The 21,972-nt window shown below is 72.4% G+C and carries 16 protein-coding genes and 1 riboswitch; of the genes, 5 read left to right on the top strand and 11 right to left on the bottom strand.

Features of this window, described 5'->3' with window-relative positions:
• The first annotated feature begins 18 nt into the window (after positions 1–18).
• Complete coding sequence (locus ACIQMX_RS07430) at positions 19–2,091, top strand: DHA2 family efflux MFS transporter permease subunit (RefSeq protein ID WP_402475706.1); 2,073 nt, start codon at positions 19–21, stop codon at positions 2,089–2,091.
• A 71-nt stretch (positions 2,092–2,162) separates the two neighbouring features.
• On the opposite strand, the gene ACIQMX_RS07425 is transcribed toward ACIQMX_RS07430, so the two are convergent.
• Together ACIQMX_RS07425 and ACIQMX_RS07420 are read right to left on the bottom strand one after the other, a co-directional pair.
• Positions 2,163–2,639: a GNAT family N-acetyltransferase gene (locus ACIQMX_RS07425; RefSeq protein ID WP_363069907.1), complete on the bottom strand. Its 477-nt coding sequence runs from the start codon at positions 2,637–2,639 to the stop codon at positions 2,163–2,165.
• Between the two features lie 139 nt (positions 2,640–2,778).
• Positions 2,779–3,873, bottom strand: coding sequence for a DUF2330 domain-containing protein (locus ACIQMX_RS07420; protein WP_402475703.1), 1,095 nt, complete (start codon positions 3,871–3,873; stop codon positions 2,779–2,781).
• A gap of 380 nt (positions 3,874–4,253) precedes the next feature.
• Between ACIQMX_RS07420 and ACIQMX_RS07415 the strand changes: the two genes are divergently transcribed.
• Positions 4,254–6,221: a bifunctional glycosyltransferase 87/phosphatase PAP2 family protein gene (locus tag ACIQMX_RS07415; RefSeq protein WP_402476467.1), complete on the top strand. Its 1,968-nt coding sequence runs from the start codon at positions 4,254–4,256 to the stop codon at positions 6,219–6,221.
• 114 nt (positions 6,222–6,335) lie between these two features.
• On the opposite strand, the gene ACIQMX_RS07410 is transcribed toward ACIQMX_RS07415, so the two are convergent.
• Together ACIQMX_RS07410 and ACIQMX_RS07405 are read right to left on the bottom strand one after the other, a co-directional pair.
• Complete coding sequence (locus ACIQMX_RS07410) at positions 6,336–7,316, bottom strand: AEC family transporter (protein ID WP_402475701.1); 981 nt, start codon at positions 7,314–7,316, stop codon at positions 6,336–6,338.
• Positions 7,317–7,368: 52 nt separating this feature from the next.
• Positions 7,369–8,616, bottom strand: a complete 1,248-nt coding sequence (locus ACIQMX_RS07405) for a cytochrome P450 (protein ID WP_363069914.1) — start codon at positions 8,614–8,616, stop codon at positions 7,369–7,371.
• Between the two features lie 316 nt (positions 8,617–8,932).
• Between ACIQMX_RS07405 and ACIQMX_RS07400 the strand changes: the two genes are divergently transcribed.
• A complete protein-coding gene (locus tag ACIQMX_RS07400) occupies positions 8,933–10,102 on the top strand; it encodes a steroid 3-ketoacyl-CoA thiolase (protein WP_402475699.1) in 1,170 nt (389 codons plus the stop codon).
• A 112-nt stretch (positions 10,103–10,214) separates the two neighbouring features.
• On the opposite strand, the gene ACIQMX_RS07395 is transcribed toward ACIQMX_RS07400, so the two are convergent.
• From ACIQMX_RS07395 to ACIQMX_RS07365, 7 genes are all read right to left on the bottom strand, one after another.
• Positions 10,215–13,328, bottom strand: a complete 3,114-nt coding sequence (locus ACIQMX_RS07395) for an alpha-N-acetylglucosaminidase (protein ID WP_402475697.1) — start codon at positions 13,326–13,328, stop codon at positions 10,215–10,217.
• Positions 13,329–13,553: 225 nt separating this feature from the next.
• Complete coding sequence (locus tag ACIQMX_RS07390) at positions 13,554–13,979, bottom strand: transglycosylase SLT domain-containing protein (RefSeq protein ID WP_363074631.1); 426 nt, start codon at positions 13,977–13,979, stop codon at positions 13,554–13,556.
• A 305-nt stretch (positions 13,980–14,284) separates the two neighbouring features.
• Positions 14,285–15,112, bottom strand: coding sequence for an ECF transporter S component (locus tag ACIQMX_RS07385; protein WP_363074633.1), 828 nt, complete (start codon positions 15,110–15,112; stop codon positions 14,285–14,287).
• Positions 15,109–16,824, bottom strand: coding sequence for an ABC transporter ATP-binding protein (locus tag ACIQMX_RS07380; RefSeq protein WP_402475694.1), 1,716 nt, complete (start codon positions 16,822–16,824; stop codon positions 15,109–15,111). The genes ACIQMX_RS07385 and ACIQMX_RS07380 overlap by 4 nt, the downstream gene beginning before the upstream one ends.
• A complete protein-coding gene (locus tag ACIQMX_RS07375; protein ID WP_402475692.1) occupies positions 16,821–17,993 on the bottom strand; it encodes an energy-coupling factor transporter transmembrane component T in 1,173 nt (390 codons plus the stop codon). The genes ACIQMX_RS07380 and ACIQMX_RS07375 overlap by 4 nt, the downstream gene beginning before the upstream one ends.
• Entirely contained in the window at positions 17,990–18,679 is a 690-nt protein-coding gene (locus ACIQMX_RS07370; RefSeq protein WP_402476464.1) for an SCO2322 family protein, read from the bottom strand. The genes ACIQMX_RS07375 and ACIQMX_RS07370 overlap by 4 nt, the downstream gene beginning before the upstream one ends.
• A gap of 41 nt (positions 18,680–18,720) precedes the next feature.
• Complete coding sequence (locus ACIQMX_RS07365; RefSeq protein ID WP_402475690.1) at positions 18,721–19,980, bottom strand: prenyltransferase/squalene oxidase repeat-containing protein; 1,260 nt, start codon at positions 19,978–19,980, stop codon at positions 18,721–18,723.
• A 128-nt stretch (positions 19,981–20,108) separates the two neighbouring features.
• Positions 20,109–20,181: riboswitch (cobalamin riboswitch) on the bottom strand.
• Between the two features lie 372 nt (positions 20,182–20,553).
• On the opposite strand from ACIQMX_RS07365, the gene ACIQMX_RS07360 reads away from it, so the two are divergent.
• Complete coding sequence (locus ACIQMX_RS07360; protein ID WP_363074641.1) at positions 20,554–21,234, top strand: hypothetical protein; 681 nt, start codon at positions 20,554–20,556, stop codon at positions 21,232–21,234.
• 84 nt (positions 21,235–21,318) lie between these two features.
• The gene (locus ACIQMX_RS07355) at positions 21,319–21,960 is read left to right on the top strand and encodes a LysE family translocator (RefSeq protein ID WP_402475687.1); all 642 of its coding nucleotides are present in this window, start codon (positions 21,319–21,321) and stop codon (positions 21,958–21,960) included.
• The last annotated feature ends 12 nt before the right edge of the window (positions 21,961–21,972 follow it).

Raw genomic sequence — 21,972 nt, 5'->3', positions numbered from 1 at the left:
GACCCGAGGAGATGTTCCATGGCCCAGCAGTTGAGCAGCACCCCGGCCCCGGGCCCCGGCGCCGAACGCTCCACGCGGTCGGTTCTGGTGGCGATCGGCGCACTGCTCCTCGGCATGCTCCTCGCCGCACTCGACCAGACGATCGTCTCGACCGCGCTGCCGACGATCGTCAGCGATCTCGGCGGACTGGAGCACCTGTCGTGGGTGGTCACGGCCTATCTGCTGGCCTCGACGGCCGCGACCCCGCTCTGGGGCAAGCTCGGTGACCAGTACGGGCGCAAAAGGCTCTTCCAGACCGCCATCATCATCTTCCTGATCGGCTCGGCCCTCTGCGGCATCGCCCAGAACATGCCGCAGCTGATCGGATTCCGGGCCCTCCAGGGTCTCGGCGGCGGCGGTCTGATGGTGCTGTCGATGGCGATCGTCGGCGACCTCGTCCCCCCGCGCGAACGCGGCAAGTACCAGGGCCTCTTCGGCGCGGTCTTCGGTGCGACGAGCGTCCTCGGCCCGCTGCTCGGCGGCTTCTTCACCGAGCACCTCAGCTGGCGCTGGGTCTTCTACATCAACCTGCCCATCGGCGTCGTCGCCCTCGTCGTGATCGCCGCCGTGCTGCACATCCCGGTCCGCCGGACGAAGCACACCATCGACTACCTGGGCACCTTCCTCATCGCCTCGGTCGCCACCTGCCTGGTCCTCGTCGCCTCGCTCGGCGGTACCACCTGGGCCTGGGGCTCGGCGAAGATCATCGGTCTCGCGGTCCTCAGCGTGGTGCTCCTGGTCGCCTTCGTCCTCGTGGAGCGGCGCGCGGCCGAACCGGTCCTGCCGCTGAAACTGTTCCGGATCAGGACCTTCAGCCTCGTCGCGGTGATCAGCTTCGTCGTCGGCTTCGCGATGTTCGGCGCGATGACCTATCTGCCGACGTTCCTCCAGGTGGTGCACGGCATCACGCCGACGATGTCCGGCGTCCACATGCTGCCCATGGTGTTCGGCCTGCTCATCACGTCGACCTTGTCCGGCCAGATCGTCAGCCGTACGGGCCGCTGGAAGGTCTTCCCGGTCCTCGGCACCGGCATCACGGCGATCGGCCTGCTGCTCCTGCACCGGCTGACGGAGTCCAGCAGCACCTGGGAGATGAGCGTCTACTTCTTCGTCTTCGGCGCGGGACTCGGCCTGGTGATGCAGGTGCTGGTCCTGGTCGTGCAGAACGCCGTCTCGTACCAGGACCTCGGCGTGGCCACCTCGGGTGCGACGTTCTTCCGCTCCATCGGCGCCTCGTTCGGTGTCGCGATCTTCGGCACCATCTTCACCAACCGGCTCACCGACAAGCTCGCCTCCGCGCTCGCCGACCGTCCGCTGCCGCCCGGCGTCAGCGCCGAGGGACTGGCCGCCGACCCGCGCGCCATCGGCCAGCTGCCGCCGGCGCTCCAGCAGCCCGTGCTCAACGCGTACTCGACGTCGATCACCGATGTGTTCCTGTACGCGGCCCCCGTCGTCCTGATCGCCTTCCTCTTCGCCTGGCTGCTCAAGGAGGACAAGCTGCGCGGTTCGGTGACCGCCCCCGACGCCACCGAGACCCTGGCGTCGAACCCGGTCGAGCGGTCCTCGTACGACGAATGCGCACGCGCCCTCTCGGTCCTCACCACCAGGGAGGGCCGCCGCGAGGTCTACGTGAAGATCACCGAGAGGGCCGGGTACGACCTGTTGCCGGCCGCCAGCTGGATGCTGCTGCGCATCAAACGGCACGGCACCGTCGAGCCCGCCCGGCTCGCGGACATCGCCCCCGTACCGCTGCGCGTGATCAGCGACGCCGCCCGGCAGCTGGAGGAACGCGGCCTGGCCCGCCGGATCGGGGTGGAGATGGTGCTCACCGACACGGGCGCCGAGGCCGTGGTGAAGCTCGCGCAGGCCCGGGAGGACTCCCTGGCCGAGCTGCTGGGCGACTGGTGGGGGCCCGACCGGCCGACCGACCTGGTGGCCCTGGTCTCGGAACTGACGAAGGAGACGAGCGGGTCGAGCAAGGAGCGCCCGCACAGCCCGGGTCCCAAGCGGGACCACGCGGCCGGCCACCCGCACGAGCGTCCTGCTCCCTAGGGGCTACCGCAGGCTCCTGCGGATGCCGCGGCTCCCGCACACTTCCGCAGCTCCTCCAGCTCCTCCAGCTCCTACAGCTCCTTGGCGAACCAGTGCTCGGCGTACTGCCTGCGGTGGAAGGCCGGGACCTCGTGGTAGCCGTGCTTGGCGTACAGTCCGCGCGCCTCGACGAGGTCGCTACGGGTGTCGAGGCGGATCTGCCGTACGCCCATGGCCCGCGCCAGGCTCTCGACCGTCGCGAGCAGCAGCCCGCCGCCGCCCGTGCCGCGCGCCTCGGGGCGTACGTAGACCCGGGTCAGCTCCGCGACGCCCGGGTCCGCCACGATCAGCCCGGCACAGGCCGCCGCACCGCTCCCGAAGCGGCCGACGACGAACTCACCCGTCGGCGGGACGAGCCGCTCGGCGCCGTCGTCGGTGAGTCCCTCGTCGATCTCCTCCGCCGTCGCGGGGCGCCCCCAGTAACGGCTGGCCACCTCGTCGTAGTAGTCCCGGCGCAGCAGGGCGGCATCGGGGGAGTCGAAGCGTTCGGGGGTCACGGTCCACGTCATCGGGCCATTGTTTCCCGCCCATGGCTGTATGGGGAAACGATTTGACGTGAGATGCCGCGAGGCGCCCCGAGTACCGCCGGTCCCGCCGATCACCCTGCGTACACATGTCCACGATTCACCGCCCGGACCCCGCTGGCGCTCACACCAGCGGCGGCGGGACGGTGACCGGCGGCGGCGGTGTCACCGGCCGCCGGTGCCGGGCCCGCAGCACCAGCAGCAGAGCCGTGACCACCACCACCGCTCCACCGAGCAGCGACACCACCCAGGCCGGAACACCGCCCACGGTCAGCAGCTCGTCCCGGTAGTACGTGGTCCGGTACACGGTGTCCGCACCGGCGGTCCGCAGCTCGTGGTCGCCGTCGATCAGCTCGGGCCGCGGGAACGACTGGTCGATCGCCGTGACGAACACCGCCCTGCCGCCCGTCAGCGCACCCAGCGCCGGGTACGCCTCCCGCTCCTGCCCGGAGTCGACCCGCCCCGCGTACGTCACCTCCGGCCGGCGCCCGCCGATCGCGTCGCGCGGCTCCATGCGGTGCGCGGCGAGCACGTACAGGCCCAGGGACTGCGGCGTCGAGGCCAGCCGGGACAGCCGCATCGGATAGACCAGCCGGTCGCTGGCGAAACGCAGCCGCAGCGGGTCGAGCGTGCCGCTCAGCGGGCTTCCGGACTTCCGGGGAGCCAGGCGCACGGCCACGTACTCCCACTTCTGCTCGACGTAGGGGCGCAGCGCCGTCGCGAGCCGGTCGGGCAGCTCGAAACCGTTCTCCGCCAGCCAGCCCTCCAACGCGGCGGGGTCGGTGGCGGCCAGCCGGGCCACGTCGAACGGGCCGAGCCGCTCCCGGCCGACGACCTCGACCGGCCTGGCGGCCGACGGAGCGGCGGCGCCGTCCCCGGACCCGTCGCCCGAGCCGCCGAACGGCCAGTCCTTCGGACGTGGCCAGAAGTAGTGCCGGGTGGCGCTCACCGGGGCCGTGAGGGTTTGGAGCTCGGAGAAGAGCGAGGCGTCACCGAGCTCGACCGTGGCACGGTGCGGCACGGGCATGATCCAGGCGGCCTCGGGGGCGTCCCCGCGCACGGTCAGCCGCATCACGATCTGCTCGGTGCTGCCGTCCCAGTCGACGACCGAGGTCTCCCGGTCCACCGACACCCGGGACATGCGGTCCACGACCATCGCCCCGCAGCCGCACGCGTACGCCGGCGCGATCAGCGACCCCATCTGAACCGCGAGCACCATCAGGACCAGGGACAGCGCGCGCAGCGGCCACCCGCGCGGCCGATTCCGCGCCGCTCGATCTCTCCCCGCACACCGCATGTTCCGTGGTCCTCCCCGTGGTCACCGATCAGGGGCTCAGACGTGCGGGCGGCCCCGCCGGTTCCGGCCGTTCCGGCCGGTCCACACCGCTCGTCCAAGCATTCTTTCGGACAAAAGCGGGATGACAGTCAGGTGAAGAGGGGGTGATTGTGTCTACCTGATAGGGCAATGCGAAGGTTTCACAGCATGCCGGTCGGAGAACCGGCACCAAACGTTGGGAGGGTCGGCGCAACGTGGCGAACGCGGAGCACAGTGTGCGCACAGACGCGGCTACGGGAGCGAGGACCGGGGCTGCCCGCGCCGTGCTCTGGCTGGTGGTCGCCGCATTGGCCGTGCGGCAGATGGCAGTGGTGGTACGCCAGCCACCCGGCGAACGCCTCACCGATCTGGAGACCTGGATCGGTGAGAACGGTGTGCTTCATGTGACGGGTTCGCTGTACGACACCGACCGGTTCACCGGCACGCCCTTCGCCGGTCTGGTGCTCAAGCCGCTGACCCGCACGGCCGAACAGAGCCTCGGCGTCGCCTGGACCTTCAGCTCGCTGCTGCTCGTCGCCGCCCTCGGCATCATCGCGGCGCGCGCCCTGCCCGCCCCGGTGAGCCGCCGCACGGCCCTGCTGGCCGCCCCCGTCGCCATCAGCCTGCTGATGGTCTCGCTGCCGGTGCGCAACGCCCTCCACCTGGGCCAGACCAGCATCCTGCCGGTCCTCCTCGTCCTCGTCGGCCTCTTCGTGGTCCGCGGCGAGCGGGCCTCCGGCGTACTGATCGGGATCGCGGCGGCCCTCCAGCCGACCGTGCTGCTCTTCGCCGCCCTGCTCTGGCTGACCGGCAGACGCAGAGCCGCGCTGACCGGTGGCGCCGCCTTCGCCGCCTGCACGGCCCTGGCCTGGGCCGCGATGCCGCACGACTCGTGGACGTACTGGGTGCACCACGTCGCGGGCGCCGGCCTCGGCGACCAGGCCGACAGCCTCGCCAACCAGTCGCTGCACGGTGCGCTGCTCCGGCTGGGCCTGGAGGGCCCGCTGGAGATCGCGCTGTTCGTCGTGCTGGCCGCGGCCGTCTGCTTCCTCGGTCTGCGCCGCGCCGCGCAGTACGCGCGCGACGGCCAGCTGCTGCTCGCCGTGGCCGTGACGGGCTGCGTCTGCGTCGCCGTGGCGCCCACCGCCTGGCAGCACCAGCTGCTGTGGGTGCTGCTCGCCGTGGTCGGCCGGGTCGGCAAGCGGGCCTCCGACCGGCTGGTGTGGCCGGCCGTGGTGATCCTCGTCGTCACGCTGCCGGGCAAGATGCTGCTGCCGAACATCGAGGCGATGTTCCCGGTCCGCGACAACGTGCTGCTGATCGCCGCGCTCGCCGCCGCCTGCGTCGCCCCGTTCCTGCCGCGCACCTCGCCGTACTGGCAGCAGCCGGTCCCCACCGCCTACGCGGCCCCGGTCGCCGCCCGCTGGAGCAGGGTGCCGCTGGTGCCGTTCTGGCGGCGGGTGCTCAGCAGGCCCAACCTGCTGCTCGAACTCCTGCTGATCAGGGTCGTCTACTCCGCGTACCAGCAGGTCAGGCTGGCCGCGACGGCCGGCCGTGCCACCGCGGAGCACCACGGCCGGCAGATCCACTCGATCGAACAGTGGCTGCACATCGACATCGAACACTGGGTCAACCACTCGGTCGTCCGGGTCGGCTGGCTGCGGGACTTCTTCGACTACTACTACTCGACGTTCCACTTCATCGTGCCGCTCGCCATCCTGGGCGTGCTGTACGTGCGCCGGCCCGCTGACTACCGCTGGGTCCGCAGCTCCATCGGCTTCGCCACGCTGCTGGCCCTGGTCGGCTTCTGGCTCTACCCGCTGGCCCCGCCGCGGCTGATGCCCGGGCTCGGCTTCATCGACACGGTCCACGGCGTCCAGGACTTCGCGAAGCCGGACTACGGCACGCTGACCGGGGTGACCAACCAGTACGCGGCGATGCCCTCGCTGCACTTCGGCTGGTCCCTGTGGTGCGGTGTGGTGATCGTGATGCTCGCCCCGAAGATGTGGATGAAGGCCCTGGGCGTGCTGCACCCGCTGTTCACGGTCTCGACGATCGTCGCGACCGGTAACCACTGGGTGCTCGACGCGGTCGGCGGGGCAGCGGTCGTGGCGCTCGGCTTCGGCCTCACGTACGCGCTCTCCGGCCCGCGCAGGCTGCGGGAGCCGGAGGACGAGGAGCAGGCGGGCGGAATCAGGACGACGACGTTGTCGAAACCCGCCGGGCGAGGACGGGTCACCGAGAGCGCCTGACGACGGGGCGTGGCCGAAGGGGTGCCGGGCGGAGAACGCCCGGCACCCCTTCGGCATGTGGATCGTCGCCCACCCAGCATCCGCCCGTCCGGCGGGCCCCGCCACTCCAACAGGTCAGCGGGACGGCCCCAGCGCCCAGGCACCGAAGGACAGCGTGCCCATCGCCACCACGGTGGAGGCCACCACGCAGTGGCGGGCGAGGCCGGTGTCCAGACCGTACTCGCGGGCGTAGAGGTACGCGTTCTGCGCGGTCGGCAGCGCCGAGCAGAGCACCACGGCCAGCACCTGGTGATCCGGCAGGCCCAGGAGCGGACCGGCCACGAGGTACGCGACCAAGGGCTGCACCACCGTCTTGAGCGCGACCGCCACACCGGCCTCCGCGCGCCCCGTCACCCGGCCGGTCCCGTCGTCCGCGGCCCGGACCTTCCCGCGGCCCGGGCCACCGCACAGGGACAGGCCCAGCGTGATCAGGGCCGTCGGCACGGCCGCGGCCCCGAGCACGTCGCAGGAGTGCGCGACGGCGGCCGGCGGCCGCCACCCGGACGCGGAGACGGCCACCCCGAGCAGCGAGGCCATGATGACGGGATTGCGCACCGGCATCGTGAGCGTCCGGCGCAGCCCGCCGACGGCCGCCCCGCCGCCCCGCGTGCCGGAGTCCAGCAGGGTCAGGACCACGGGCGAGACGCACAGCACCTGGAACAGGATGACCTGGGCGACGAACGACGCGTCTCCTAGCACGTGCACCGCCACCGGAATGCCCAGATTGGCGGAGTTGACGTAGCCGGAGGCCATAGCGCTGACCGCCGCCTCGGCCCGCTTGCGGCCGAAGAAGCGCCGGCCCACCGCGTATCCCAGTGCCGACACCAGCGCCGTGCCCGCCGCGAACGCCACCATCGAGGGATGGGCGAACGCGCCCGGCCGCGACCCGGACACCATGGTGAACAGGGCGGCGGGCATGGCCACATGGAAGACGAACCGGCCGAGCACCGACTCCGCCTGCTCCCCGAGCAGCCCGCCGCGACCGGCCGCGTAGCCGATGCCGGTCAGGATCCAGATGGGGGCGAAACCGGAGAGCAGCGCATGCATGGACGCCATGATCCTCGTACCCCTGACCGCCATGCGGTCAGGGGTACGAGGGCCGTGATGCTCAGGCGGACGTGCTCACCTGGAGCTGCTTGATGCCGTTCAGCCAGGCCGACCGCAGCCGCCGCGGGTCGCCGGTCAGCCGCAGGTCCGGCAGCACGTCCGCGATCGCGTTGAAGATCAGGTTGATCTCCATCACGGCCAGCGACTTGCCCAGGCAGAAGTGCGGACCGCCGCCGCCGAAGCCGAGGTGCGGGTTCGGGTCCCGGGAGATGTCGAACTGCTCCGGGTTCTCGAACACTTCGGGGTCGTTGTTGGCCGAGGAGTAGAACAGCCCGACCCGGTCGCCCTTCTTGATCTGCTGCCCGCCCAGTTCGACGTCCTGGGTGGCGGTCCGCTGGAAGGAGACCACGGGTGTCGCCCAGCGGACGATCTCCTCCGCGGTGGTCTCCGGCCGCTCCCGCTTGTAGAGCTCCCACTGCTCGGGATGGGTCAGGAAGGCGTGCATGCCGTGGCTGATGGCGTTGCGCGTGGTCTCGTTGCCGGCCACGGCGAGCAGGATCACGAAGAAGCCGAACTCGTCGGACGAGAGGTTGCCCTCGCCCTCGGCGGCGACCAATTGCGTGACGATGTCCTTGGCCGGGCACTCCTTGCGCGCCGCCGCGAGGTTCATCGAGTAGGAGACGATCTCCATGGCCGCCTCGGCGCCGATCTCCTCGGTGATCGCGTACTCCGGATCGTCGTACGAGGCCATTTTGTTCGACCAGTCGAAGATCCGGGCCCGGTCCTCCTGCGGGACGCCGATGAGCTCGGCGATGGCCTGGAGCGGCAGCTCCACGGCGATGTTGGTGACGAAGTCGAACGAGCCGTCGTCGTCGGCCCCGGCGAGTGCCGTCTCGACGATGGAGCGCGCCCGGTTGCGCAGCGTCTCCTCCAGGGACCGGATGGCGCGGGGGGTGAATCCGCGCTGGACGATCTGGCGGACCCGGGTGTGCTCGGGCGGGTCCATGTTCAGCATGATCAGCTTCTGGACGTCGATCTGGTCCCGGCTGATCGACTCGTTGAAGCGGATCACCGCGGTGTTCGTGTTCGACGAGAACAGCTCGGGATGGGTGGAGACGTACTTGACGTCCGCGTGCCGGGTGACGACCCAGTAACCCGAGTCGTCGAAGCCGGAAATGCCGGTGGGCTGGGTGCACCACCAGACCGGCGCCGTCTCCCGCATGAGAGCGAACTCCGGGTGCGGGACCCGGGCGTGGAGCAGGTCGGGGTCGGTGAAGTCGAACCCTTCGGGCAGATGGGGGCAGGGCATCGGCAGCTCCAGGTCAAGAACTCCAGGTCGGTCCGAGAGGCGTCGGAACATTGTCTGACGACCCATCAGAAGTTGCCCGCAAGGTAGTAACGAGTTCTACAACTGACAAGGGGTATGGCCGGATCTGTTGCGTGAAGCATCGGTGAATCAGGCCGGATTGCCGCGGGTGCGGCCGTCGGGGCCGGGCAAGGTGTGTGCACGACCCTTGCGTACCGGGGGTAAGCCTCATAAGACTGCATGAAGAACTAGAACGCGTACTAGTTCCTTCCGTGGGCGCCGGGACGCCTCTGCGGAAGTGCGAGGAGAGGACGAGCTCATGGCCGCGGAACCCGTCATCGTCGAAGCCGTACGCACCCCCATCGGCAAGCGTGGAGGCGCGCTCGCCAATCTGCACCCGGCCTATCTGCTGGGTGAGACCTACCGTGAACTTCTCGGCCGGACCGGCATCCACGCCGACTGCGTCGAACAGATCGTCGGCGGCACCGTCACCCACGCCGGCGAACAGTCCATGAACCCCGCACGCAATGCCTGGCTCACCGTCGGACTTCCGTACGAGACCGCCGCGACGACCGTGGACTGCCAGTGCGGCTCCTCGCAGCAGGCCTCCCACATGGTCGCCAACATGGTCGCGGCCGGAGTCATCGACGTCGGCATCAGCTGCGGGGTCGAGGCGATGTCGCGCGTGCCGCTGGGCAGCGGCTCCAAGCACGGACCGGGCAAGCCGTGGCCCGACGAGTGGAACGTCGACCTCCCCAACCAGTTCGAGGCCGCCGAGCGCATCGCCCGCAGGCGCGGCCTCACCCGGGAGAACGTCGACGCACTCGGCCTCCTCTCCCAGGAGCGGGCAGCCGCCGCCTGGGCCGAGGAGCGCTTCAAGCGGGAGACGTACGCGGTCCAGGTGCCCACCACCGAGGCCGAACAGGCCGCAGGCCAGGGCATGTGGCGGCTCGTCGACCGGGACGAGGGGCTGCGCGACACCACGATGGAGGGGCTCGCCCGGCTCAAGCCCGTGATGCCCACCGCCGTCCACACCGCGGGCAACTCCTCGCAGATATCCGACGGCGCCTGCGCGATCATGTGGGCGTCCAAGCGGATGGCACGGGCCCTCAAGCTCAAGCCGCGGGCCCGGATCGTCGCCCAGGCGCTGGTCGGCTCCGACCCGCACTTCCACCTCGACGGCCCCGTCGACGCGACCCGTGCGGTGCTCGGCAAGGCCGGGATGTCGCTCAAGGACATCGACCTCGTGGAGATCAACGAGGCCTTCGCGTCCGTGGTCCTGAGCTGGACGCAGGTCTTCGACCAGGACCTGTCGAAGGTCAACGTCAACGGCGGCGCGATCGCCCTCGGCCACCCGGTCGGCTCCACCGGAGCCCGGCTGATCACCACCGCGCTGCACGAACTGGAGCGCAGGGACAAGGAGTTCGCGCTGATCACCATGTGCGCGGGCGGCGCGCTGGCGACCGGCACGATCATCCAGCGGCTGTAGGGCCTCTCGTCCGGATCATGCCTGGCCCGCGGGGCCCGGCCCGGTCCGGACCAGAGCCCCCGGCGATCCTCCGGTGGTGGGGGCCGCGAAGGCGGCGGCCCCCACCACCGGGTCAGCCCTCCAGCGACCAGCCGCTGAAGTCCGCCCGGCCCCGCCGGCCGGACCCGCCGTTCGCCGCCGTCATGAAGAACCCGACGTCCTGGGCGGCCGCCGCACCCGGCACCGTCACCGCGCCCATGGCCTGCCAGGTCGTTCCGCCGTCCGTCGAGCAGGAACCCGTGTACGCGTCACCGGCCCGGATCAGCCGCAGCAGCACCGGCCCGGTGACGCCCGGTACCGAGTCCCGCTTCTCCAGCGTGCCGTCACCGTTCGCGTCGTACGAGAGGACGACCCCGTTAGCCGGGGTCAGGGCCAGGTTCAGGAAGCCCCTGGACCCGTTCGTCGCCATCGCGTTACGGACGACGATCCCGGCCCGGGCCCAATTGCCAGTGTTCTCCTGGGAGTCGACGCGCACGGTGGCGCACCCGCCGTCCGTGAACGCCGCCGCCCGGTACACCGTCCCGAACTGCGCGGTCGACCCCCACAGGTCGCTCCCCGCCCCGTCGATGGCGAAGCGGCCGCCGGCCTGGCCGAACGACGCGTCGTTCGCGTTGTGCGTCAGCCATCCCGCGTCCAGCGGACCCGCCACGTGGATGCGCCCCCGCGTCACCGCCGTGACCGGCCGCTCCCCGCGCGGCCCGTACTCCGTGCGCAGCTCGAACGGATGCGGCTCCAGCGGCTCCTTCGGCGCGGCCGGCCGGGCGGTGATCCGCCAGCTCGCCCCGGTGCTGCCGCCCGCCTCCACCCCGGCCTGCTCGACCGGGCCCTGCGCCTCGATCTCCAGGCCGGGGACGGAGAGCGAGAAGCGGACGGGGCCGGTCGGCCGCAGCCCGTTGACGTTGCGGAAGCCGGCCTCGACGACCGCAGAGCCGCCCGGCGCCACGGTGGCGCGGTCGGCCTCGACGGTGACCGTGCCCTGGTAGGGCGCGGTGGACAGGGTCTCGTACACCCGGCGCGCGGTGCGGTGCACGGCGCTCGCGCTCAGTTCCCGCAGCGGGTACGCCGTGCGCTCGTGCGTCCACGGTTCCTCGACGGCGTACCAGTCGAAGGTCCGCGGCGTCCGGTCGTGGGCGAGCGCGTCCGCCATCTCGTCCAGATAGCTCTGCCACTGCGGCAGATGGAAGTCGGCGATCAGGCCCTGCCAGTCCCGGTTGGCGTAGTTGGCCAGTTTCCCCACGTCGGCGGCCGGACGGTCCGCCCAGGTGGTGATGAGCGCGCGGGCGCTGTGTTCCAGCTGGGCCGCCTCGTCGGGCGAGGAGGCGTACCGCCGCGCCTCGTCCAGCCACGGGCCGAGCATGAACGCCCGGTGGCCGCCGGTCATCTCGTCGCTCAGCCGCATCAGTTTCAGCCACAGCGAGGACAGTGCGGCGAACGCGTCCCGGTCCTTGCGGTCGTAGGCGGCGCGCAGTTGGGGCAGCAGCTGACGGGAGCGGTTGGCGAGCGCCTGGCGGGCGAAGTCGGTCAGGTCGAAGCGGTACGCCTCCGAGCGGCGCAGCGGTTCCCGTACCGCCAGCAGGCCGGCGAAGGCGAGGTCGAAGCCCGCCGAGTCGAACGACAGCTGGGTGGTTCCCCAGTACGTGGCGTTGACCGCCGCCAGGTCGGGGCGGGCCGCGAACAGGGAGTCGTGCGGGCGGCCGTCGCTGCTCTGGACGTCGTACGCGGTGTCACGCAGCGCGGCGAAGGCCGCCGTGGCCTGCCCGTCCCGGCCGCCGTAGCGGAACTGCGCGTACCGGGCGAACCACTCGGCGCGGTCGACGGTCTCCTCACGCCAGGCCAGCTCGGTGAACAGCTCGAAGGCGGCCGGATCGCGGTCGGTGGACTCCGGCAGATAGGCGGTGCCGGTCAGCGCACTGCCCGCCTTGTCGCGCCAGGCCGGGAACTTCTGCGTCCAGGACGGAGCCATCGCGCCCAGCGTGGTCCGGCCCCCGAAGTTCGGGATCGCACCGAAGGCGTACGGCGTGTCCCCCCACTCCTTCTCCCGGTCCGTGGACTCGTCCAGCTCGGAGCGGCCGTCCACGATCAGGACGTGCTTCTTGTCGAGCGCGGCCAGCATCTCGGGGCGCGGATTGCCGGTCCAGCCCATGATCACCCAGGTGGCGCCGGGACGGGCGGTCTGCAGCGCCCGCTCGATCCCGCGCGCCGCGTCCGGGATGTCCACCCCGCCCGCGCTGCCGCCCTCGTGGAGGATGTCCATCTTGTACGAGGGCACGTCGTCGAACAGCACCCGCTGGTGCCGGTAGAAGGACGCGGCGACCCGGGCGAAGGCATCGGTGCGCGGGTCCAGCCAGTCCGGGCGCCGGAACCCGGACCAGAGGCCCTGCGGCACGACCGAGGCGCCGGGATTGCGGTCGGCGAACTCGCCCGGGACCGTACCGAAGTACCCGGGCAGGACCGGGGCCATGCCGAGCTCGCGCATCCGGTCGGCGGCCCGCCGGCCCAGCGCGGCCCGCCGGGCGATGAGTTCCGGGCCGACCGGACCCCCGTACCCGCTCATGTTCTGCAGCAGCCACCACGGCTGGTGGGTCGGCGCCGGGATCCAGGCCCTGGCCTCCGCGTCGCTGTAGCCGAACTCCTGGAGCATCCGGTGGTACACCGCCTCCTGGCCCACGGTCAGGAAGATCTCGTTGCAGCCGTGCAGGGCCAGGACGTCGAGCGTCCGCTCCCAGCGCGCCCAGTCGGCGTACGGGGCGGTGTACCCGTCGTACGTGTCGTTGAAGGCGAACCGGTGCGGGACCGTCGCCGCGCGCTCCAGCGGCCGGCGGGGCGCGGGCAGCACGGCCGGCAGGCCGAGTTGGCTGCCTGCCCAGGAGATCACCGCGTCGCACACGTACTTCAGGTACCAGTGCACCCCGGTCAGGATCACTGCCGGACTGGTCCCGGCAACCTCGATGTGCCCACGGGAACCGCCGACCCGGAAGCGCTCGCCGCCGTCCGCCGGATCGAGGAGGGTGAGCCGGAACTGGTCGGCGTGGCCGCCCAGCAGCCGCCCCAGGGCCGCCTGCGCGGCCGCGGTCGCCGCCGCCGTCCGGGTCGGCTCGGCCACCGCGGGGATACGCGTCCCGAGAGCGGCGGACATGCCCACCGCTCCGGCCGAGGTCAGTAGCGTACGTCTCGACAACTGCGTCACGAGCACTCCTTGGTCGTCGCCGCGGATGGTGCGTCAGAGGTGAACCGGATTCTGCGGGGCGCACGTTAACGGCGGGGCACAGGCGCGACAACGGGTCCCCCACATCTTTCGGACAGGCCGCCGGATGGCCCAGGGGCCGGTCCCGGGCACGCCGAAGAGCCCCCGGACACCGCGGGTGCGGTGTACGGGGGCTCTTGGTCGCTACTGGCTGCGGTCCGGGTGGACTCAGTACCAGTTGTGGGCCTGCCAGAAGGACCAGGCGCCACAGGGGCTGCCGTAGCGGGAGTTCATGTAGTCCATGCCCCACTTGATCTGGGTGGTGGGGTTGGTCTGCCAGTCGGAGCCGGCCGAGGCCATCTTCGAACCGGGCAGCGCCTGGACCAGGCCGTAGGCGCCGGAGGAGGCGTTGGTCGCGCTCGGGTTCCAGCCGCTCTCGTGGCTGACGATGTTGCTGAAGCACTGGAACTGCGCGTCGTCACCGATCATCTGCCTCGCCGTGTCCTGCGCACTCGCGGCAGCGGACGTCGGCGCGGCGGTGGTGGCCGCCATGGCCGGGGAGACGCCCAGCGCCACACCGGAGGCACCCAGCAGCACGGCTGCACCGGCGACGGCGGACTTGCGACGGGCGAGGATGTTACGGGCGAACGACACAGAGGAACCTAACGTCGGGTACGGGGGAGTCGCGTGCTCCGGTCCGAATCCTGCGTGGACCGTTGCGCGTTGACCGCTGTCCGTTCCGGTGGACGCTGCGGTGCTCGGCGACGTCTCAAGTGTTAGCCGGGCCGTCCGGCCGCCGCAACGACCCCCGGTACGACCCCGCCTCGCACGCGGGGCCGAAGGTCCCGAACCACCTCAAACCGCTCGATAGCAGGTCGGAGCGGGTGGAACAGGGGCCGGCGGCGGCCCCGTACGCCTCCTAACCCGCTTCGTACAGGACCAAGGTCCTGTGGGTGCCCTCACTCCGCGGGACCCTCGAATGTGACCTGGGCCTCGAAGGCGGCCCGCCGCGTGGCCCGCCGCAGCGCCTTCAGCAGCGCGGTTCCGACGGTCAGTGTCAGGACGACGGTGAGCACGGCCCGGCCCAGGTCCCAGCCCAGCGAGGTGGCCGTGCAGTACGCGAGGAACCGCACCAGGTTGTCGGCCAGCGCGTCACCCGGCCGGAAGGAGATGCCCGAACCGAGTCCCGGCACGATCGTCCACCCGTAGAGGTTCATGACCGTCCCGTAGGCGAACGAGGCGACCGCCCCGTACCCGGCGAGCATCAGCAGCTCGGCGCGCCCGCGCAGCCGGTCCGGGCCGGGCAGCATCCCGGCGCCCATCGCGAACCAGCCCATCGACAGCATCTGGAACGGCATCCACGGGCCCACCCCGCCGGTCAGCAGAGCGGAGGCGAACATCGTCACGGATCCGAGCACGAAGCCGAAGCCCGGCCCGAGCACCCGCCCGCTCAGCACCATCAGGAAGAACATCGGCTCCAGACCGGCCGTACCCGCCCCCAGCGGACGCAGCGCGGCCCCCACCGCGGCCAGCACCCCCAGCATCGCGACCGCCTTCGCGTCGAGCCCGGAGTCCGCGATCATCGCGACCACCACGCCGACCAGCAACGGCAGCAGCGCGGCGAACAGCCACGGCGCGTCCTTCGAGTGCGCGAGCCCGGAGTCCGGCCCGGCCAGCAGCGGCCAGCCGAAGGCGGCCACCCCGATCACGCTGATCAGTACCAGCGCGGCGACCGCCCGCGGCCCGAGCCGCACCGGCCGCGCACGCCGCTGTGCCGTACCCGTCACCCGACACCTCCCAGCGCCTCGCGCACCTGCGACACGGTGAGCCACTCCTGCGGGGCGAGGATCTTGGCGGTCTGCGGGGCGAACGCGGGCGAGGACACCACGACCTGCGGGGTCGGCCCGTCCGCGACGACCTCCCCGTCGGCGAGGATCACCACCCGGTGGGCCAGTTCGGCGGCGAGCTCCACGTCATGCGTGGCCAGCACGATCGCATGGCCCTCGGCCGCCAGCGTGCGCAGCACCCCGACCAGGCGGGCCTTCGCCGCGTAGTCCAGACCACGGGTCGGCTCGTCCAGGAGCAGCAGTGGGGGCCGCGCGGTGAGCACCAGCGCGAGCGCCAGGGCGAGCCGCTGCCCCTCCGACAGATCACGGGGATGGGTGGCGTCCGCCACACCGGGCAGCAGCTCGGAGACCAGCGCCCGGCAGCTGCCCGCAGCGGCGCCCGCGTCGGCATCGGCCGCGGCGCACTCGGCGGCGACGGTGTCCGCGTACAGCAGATCGCGCGGCTCCTGCGGTACGAGACCGACGCGTCGCACCATCTCGCGCGGCGGTGTCCGGTGCGGGGTGCGGCCGCCGACGAGCACGGTGCCGGACGTCGGCTCGACCATGCCGACGAGGGCGGAGAGCAGGGTGGACTTGCCCGCGCCGTTGCGGCCCATCAGGGCGACGGTCTCGCCGGGGGCGACGGTGAGCGTCACGCGGCGCAGCGCCTCGACGCGCCCGCGCCGCACCCCGAGGCGCTCGACGCGGGTCGTGGCGTCGGTGACGGGCTCGGGGGTCTCCTGCGGCGGCCGGGCGAACAGCCGGGCCAGGGCGGACCGCCGCGGCGCGGGGCGGTGAGCGGGCGCCGGCGGGGGAAGCTTCCCGGTTCCGCCACCGCCGACCGGTCCGGGCGCCGCGTCCTCCAGCCGCTCCCGCATCCCCGCGGCCCGCCGCCGGGCGTCGCGGACCGTCAGCGGCAGCGGCTCCCATCCGGCCAGCCGGCCCAGCGCCACCACCGGCGGATGCACCGGAGAGACGGCCATCACCTCGGCGGGCAGCCCCATCACCGGGGCGGCGCCCGGCGACGGCAGCAGGACGACCCGGTCCGCGTACTGCACCACGCGCTCCAGCCGGTGCTCCGCCATCAGGACCGTCGTCCCCAGGTCGTGGACGAGCCGTTGCAGCACCGCGAGGACCTCCTCGGCGGCTGCGGGGTCCAGGGCGGACGTCGGCTCGTCCAGCACCAGGACACGGGGGTGCGGGGTCAGGACGGAGCCGATCGCGACCCGCTGCTGCTGGCCCCCGGACAGGGTCGCGATCGGCCGGTCGCGCAGCCCGGCGAGCCCCAGCAGGTCCAGGGTCTCCTCGACCCGCCGCCGCATCACGTCCGGAGCCAGGCCCAGCGACTCCATGCCGTACGCCAGCTCGTCCTCGACCGTGTCCGTCACGAAGTGGGAGAGCGGGTCCTGGCCCACGGTGCCGACCAGATCGGCGAGCTCACGGGGCTTGTGGGTGCGGGTGTCCCGCCCGCCGACGGTGACCCGCCCGGTCAGCCGGCCGCCGGTGAAGTGCGGCACGAGCCCGGACACCGCACCCAGCAAAGTCGACTTGCCGACTCCGGAGGGCCCGACGAGCAGCACCAGCTCACCCTCCGGAACGGTCAGGTCGACGCCCGACAGGGTGGGGCGGTCCACGCCCTCGTACTGCACCGAAACATCGTCGAACCGGATCACACCTGCTCCTCGAAGCCTGTGGGGGAAGGCGGGACGGGCGCGACCACCGCCGGAAGCAGACCGATCAGCGCCGCGGCGGCCGGCCACAGCGGCAGCACGGGCGCGGTCAGCGGTACGACGCCGGGGTGCAGCGCCGCCGGATCGGCGCCGGACGCCCAGATCATCGCCACCGCGACCGCCGCACCGGACCCCGCGACCAGCCAGGCCCGCACCCCCCACCGGTCGGGCCGGTAGCGGGTCCGTACCGAACGCGCCCCGCCGAGCCGCAGCCCGGCCATCGCCGCGACGAGCCCGGCGACGAGCAGCGGCAGCCCGTACACCGCGCCCTGTGCGGCGAGCAGCCCGTACGTACCGGCGCAGACGCCCAGCAGTCCGCCGAGCGTGAGGACGTTCGTGGTGTGCCGGACCGCGGCCGGGACCTGTGCGGTGCGGCCGTAGCCGCGGGCGTCCATCGAGGCCGCGACCGCGACCGACCGCTCCAGGGCGCCCTCCAGCACCGGCAGCCCGATCTGGAGGACGGCCCGCACCCCGCCGGTCGGCCGGCCACGCAGCCGCCGGGCGGTGCGCAGCCGCATCACGTCGGCGACCATGTTCGGCGCGAACGTCATCGCGACGACGACGGCGACCCCGGCCTCGTACAGCGCGCCGGGCAGCGACTTCAGCAGCCGGGCCGGGTTGGCGAGGGAGTTCGCAGCGCCGACACAGATCAGCAGCGCGGCCAGCTTCGCCCCGTCGTACAGCGCGAACACCAACTGCTCGGCCGTGACCCGGCCGCCGATCCGGACGCCCTTCGCCCACTCCGGCAGCGGCACCTCGGGCAGCGTGAACACCACATGGGTGCCGGGGATCGGGGACCCGAGGAAGACGGAGAAGAGCAGCCGCACGCCGATGACGAACAGCCCGATCTTGATGAACGCCCCGTAGGACCGCGCCCACGGCGCGTCCGTGCGGCGCGCGGCCACCACGTACCCCGCCACGCCGACCAGCAGGCCGAGCAGCAGCGGATTGGTGGTCCGGGACGAGGCGGTCGCCAGTCCGAGCGCCCACAGCCACCAGGCGCCGGCAGGAAGCGCGTTGCTCCGGGAGGCGGCGGGCGCGCGCCAGGCACGGAGCCGGCCCGCCGGTGTGCCCGCGGTGTCCGCGGGCGCACCGTGCGTCGAGGCGGTCATCCGCGGCGGCGGCGGGCCTGCGCGACTGCGGCGATGCCGAGAAGCAGGACGGCACCGATCCCGACGAGGACACCGGCGGACGGCCCGCCGCCGTCCGCACCGTCGCCGCCGGTGGCCACGCCCGCCGACGTGGGCGCGGAGGCGTCGGCCGTGGCCGTCCTGCCACGGCCCGAGTCCTGGGACACCTGCTCACCGCAGCCGGATTCCGGATAGCCGGAGATCGCGCAGAGCAGTGCGTCGCTGCCGTACCGCAGCGGCTTGGCCACGGCAGCGAGGGCCTCCGCGCTGCTCGCGTCCTCCGGGACCTGCGCGCACGCGGTCCGCAGGGCGGGCGGCGTCTCCCCGTCCGGGGCGTCGGCGGCCGTACCGGGGTCGATGACGAGCGCGACGCGCTTGCGGCCGTCCTCGGCGGGCGTGTCCGCGCAGATCTCCGTGAAGTCGGGGGAGCGGCGCGGCCGGGCCGCGTCCTGCGAGTCCGCGCTCACGGCGAACCGGAATCCCTGCACCGACCCGTCGTCCGGCCGGACCAGCGACGGCCCCTGGGTGGCGTACGCCCACCCGGTGCCGGACCCCTCCCAGAACGACCAGTAGCGGTAGCCCGCCGCCTGGGCTGTGCCCGTACCGAGCACGGTCAGGACGGCGCCCAGGACGACCAGCAGCGCGGTGGCCCGTCCGGCGCGCTGCAGAGGCCGTCGGGCGGCCACGCCCCGGCCCGCACGGCGGATCCTCACAGCTGCTGGTTCTTGCGGCGGCCGCTGATCAGGAACCCGGCGCCGGCGCCGACGGCGAGTCCGATCCCGGCGAACCACCAGACCCCGCCGATGCCGTCCCCGTCGCCGCTGTCCTTCTTCTCCTCCTCGGCGGCGCTCGCCGTCGGCTTCTTGTCGGTGGAGGGCGCGGGACCGGTCGCGTTCAGCTGGGCGACGAGGTCGGCGCCGCCGAAGTCGTGGACGTCGGTGCCGGTGGCGTGCGCGGCCATGACGAGCTGCGCGTAGGCGGCGGGGCCGTTCTCCTTCGCCCAGTCCGCGGAGTTCTTCTCGAGCCACTTCACGGACGCGGCGGCCTTGTCCTTGTGACCGGAAGCGGACAGGGCGACGACCGCGTCGGCGGTGTTGCCGAAGTCGGGCTGCGGGGCGCTGTCCTCGGCGCCGGGCATCGGCGGCGAGTCGAGGTGGCCGGTCTTCGCGAGGGCCCCGGCGAGGTAGAAGGCGCCGTTCTGGGCCGCCTGCTCGGGCTTGAGGTCGTCGCCCTCGGTGCAGGCCGGGTCCTTCACCGCGGCGTTGTTGCCGACGACGATCCCCTTGCCGAGCGAACCGAGCACCGCGGCCGCGGTGGCATCACCGTTGGCGACGAGCTTGCCGTCCTTGTCGGGCTGGTACGCGAACGCGCCGCCGTCCTTGCCGCCGCACGGGACGGCGAAGGTGAGTAGGGCGTCGTACGGCGTCCTGCCCTCGCTGTTCGTCACATCTTCGAGCTTCTCCCCGGCCCGGCCGAAGGCGCCGATCACGATGGAGGTGGAGTTCGCGTCGCTCGGGCTGCCGGCGGTGTAGCCCCAGCCGCCGTCCTTGTTCTGTACGGACTTCAGCCAGGAGACCCCGTTCTGCACGAGGTCCTCGTGCCCGCGGACCTCGTGCAGCGCCTGCACGGCGGCCGCCGTCGCGTTGGTGTCGACCATGGTCTTGGCGTCGCAGGGCACGGACGGGTCCGGCCGGTACGCGGGGAACGCCCCGCTGTCGCACTGCTGCCCGATCAGCCAGTCGACGGCCTTGTCGGCGGGCGAGACGCCCACGGCCCGCTGCGAGGCGAAGGCCAGGGACTGCCGCCACACGCCGTCGTACGTCGGGTCCTTCGTGCCGTACAGCCCCGAGGGCAGGGCCACGGAAGGCGAGGGGGAGGGGGACGGCGCGGCGACTGCGGCCGGAGCTGCGGCCACACAGAGCACGGTGGCGGTGGCGGCGAGCGCGGCTGCGCTGCGGCGTACGGTCATGGCGGGCGGGGCCTCTCCTGGGGGAACCGGGCACAGGCACACACAGGCACCAGGCTCCGGCTCCGTATACCTCGACGGTGCCGGCCGCCGGGGGGTCCCGACGGCACGAGCCGGTCACGACACGGACAGGGCATTCCGACTCCCGCCCGGCTGGGCGGTTACGGCTGCGGGTCAGCGCCGGATTCGCACCGGCTTCCCCCTGAACGGACATGATGACGACCCGCCCACTCTACCGGGCGGGTCCCGGGACACCTCGGGACGGGGGCGGCCCCGGTCCCGGACGGCAGAGCGCCCACGCGGCCGGTCCGGGGCGCGGCCGCAGGCGCCGAAAACGCGCGTGGCTCTTTCCCGGAGTGATCGTTAAACTGCAACCGGCTTGAGAATCAGTCTGGTTGAAGGGGCAGGGCGGACATGACCACAGGTCCCGGGGGATTTCCTCCTCCTCCATCCCGGCCGCCCGGCCCCCTGCCGTCGCCGCCTCCCGCTCCGCCCCATCCGCCGCGAACGGATCCGCCCCGGTGGGCCTGGTGGGTCGGCGGGATAGCCATTCCGCTGGTGGGCATCCTGGCGACGGTGATCTTCAGCAAGGATCCGCAACCCGTCTCGGCCCCTTCTCCGGCCCCCGCCCCGGCGTCCAGCACCCCACGGTCCGAGCCGACCGCCCCGTCGAGCCCGGACCGCGCCTCGGCGGAGAGCGAATCGCCGAGCGTGACCCCGGACGCGTCGGCCTCCCCGAGTGCGTCGTCCTCGTCGGATGCCGACCTCACGGCGCCGGACGGGTACGCGGAGGCGATCACGACGATGTGGGGTCTCGCACCGGCTCCCTGCAACCAGTTCGAACAGCAGCTCGTGGACCTCGACGACGGCCTGAGCCGGGTGGAGCCCGCCGGCGAGGGCAAGGAGAACGGTGCGGCCAAGGACCCTCGCGGGGCCGAGCTGCTGTACTGGCCCGCCCGATGCTGGGACCAGGGCAACTATCAGCTGCGCGCCCTGCCCAACACCCGCGTGGGGCTCCTGCCCGCCGACATGCCGAAGTCCTTCGCGTCCTGCAGAGCGGCGTCGGCGACCGGCTTCGGCGCCCTTGACCTCTTCGACAGCTACGACCGCAGGAAGCGGGGCTTCGTCGAAGGCGCGGCACTGTGCGCCGTCACGGATCAGGGCGCCGTCTCCATGGCGCTGATCGGGCACATCGACGACGGATCGGACGAGGCGTCGGTCAGCGGCACGCTCCACGTGTGGCCGAAGGCGCCCTGATCCGCCGCGTCCGTTCTCCCGGCAACGGCGTCCGGGTGCGGAAAAGGGGATGAGGACCGGCCGGGGCCGTGCTTGCATGAGGCCATGGTGTCCTCCGACCGCTTGCTCGCCTTCGCTGCCATGTCGTTCCTGCTGATCGTGATCCCGGGGCCCAGTGTGCTGTTCGTGATCGGGCGGGCGCTGGCGCAGGGCCGGCGCGCGGCGATGACGACGGTCGCGGGCAACACGACGGGCGCCTTCCTGCTCGTGGTGGCCGTGGCTCTCGGAGTCGGGTCGATCGTCGAGCGTTCCGTCCTCGTCTTCACGGTGCTGAAACTGGCCGGTGCCGCCTACCTGATGTATCTGGGCATCAAGGCGTGGCGGCAACGCGGCTCGCTGCGGGCCGCGTTCACCGCTGAGGAGAAGGCCGCGCAGGGTGGACTGCGCACCTTCTGGGAGGGGCTCGCCGTCGGTGTGGCCAACCCCAAGACCATGGTGTTCTTCGCCGCCGTGCTGCCGCAGTTCGTCGACCGTGCCCAGGGTCACATCGCGGTCCAGATGCTGGTGCTGGGGCTGGTCTTCAACGTCATCGCGCTGGCCTCGGACAGCCTGTGGGGCCTCGTCGCGGCAACCGGCCGGGACTGGTTCGCCCGCTCGCCCCGGCGCCTCTCACTCGTCGGGGGCGTCGGCGGGGTCACGATGATCGGCCTCGGAGTCACCGTGGCCGTCACCGGACGCAAGGACTGACCGGCCCGCCTC

The sequence above is a fragment of the Streptomyces sp. NPDC091416 genome, assembly GCF_044756845.1.
In the GTDB taxonomy this organism is placed as follows: domain Bacteria; phylum Actinomycetota; class Actinomycetes; order Streptomycetales; family Streptomycetaceae; genus Streptomyces.
This window is presented reverse-complemented; position numbering and strand designations above follow the sequence as displayed.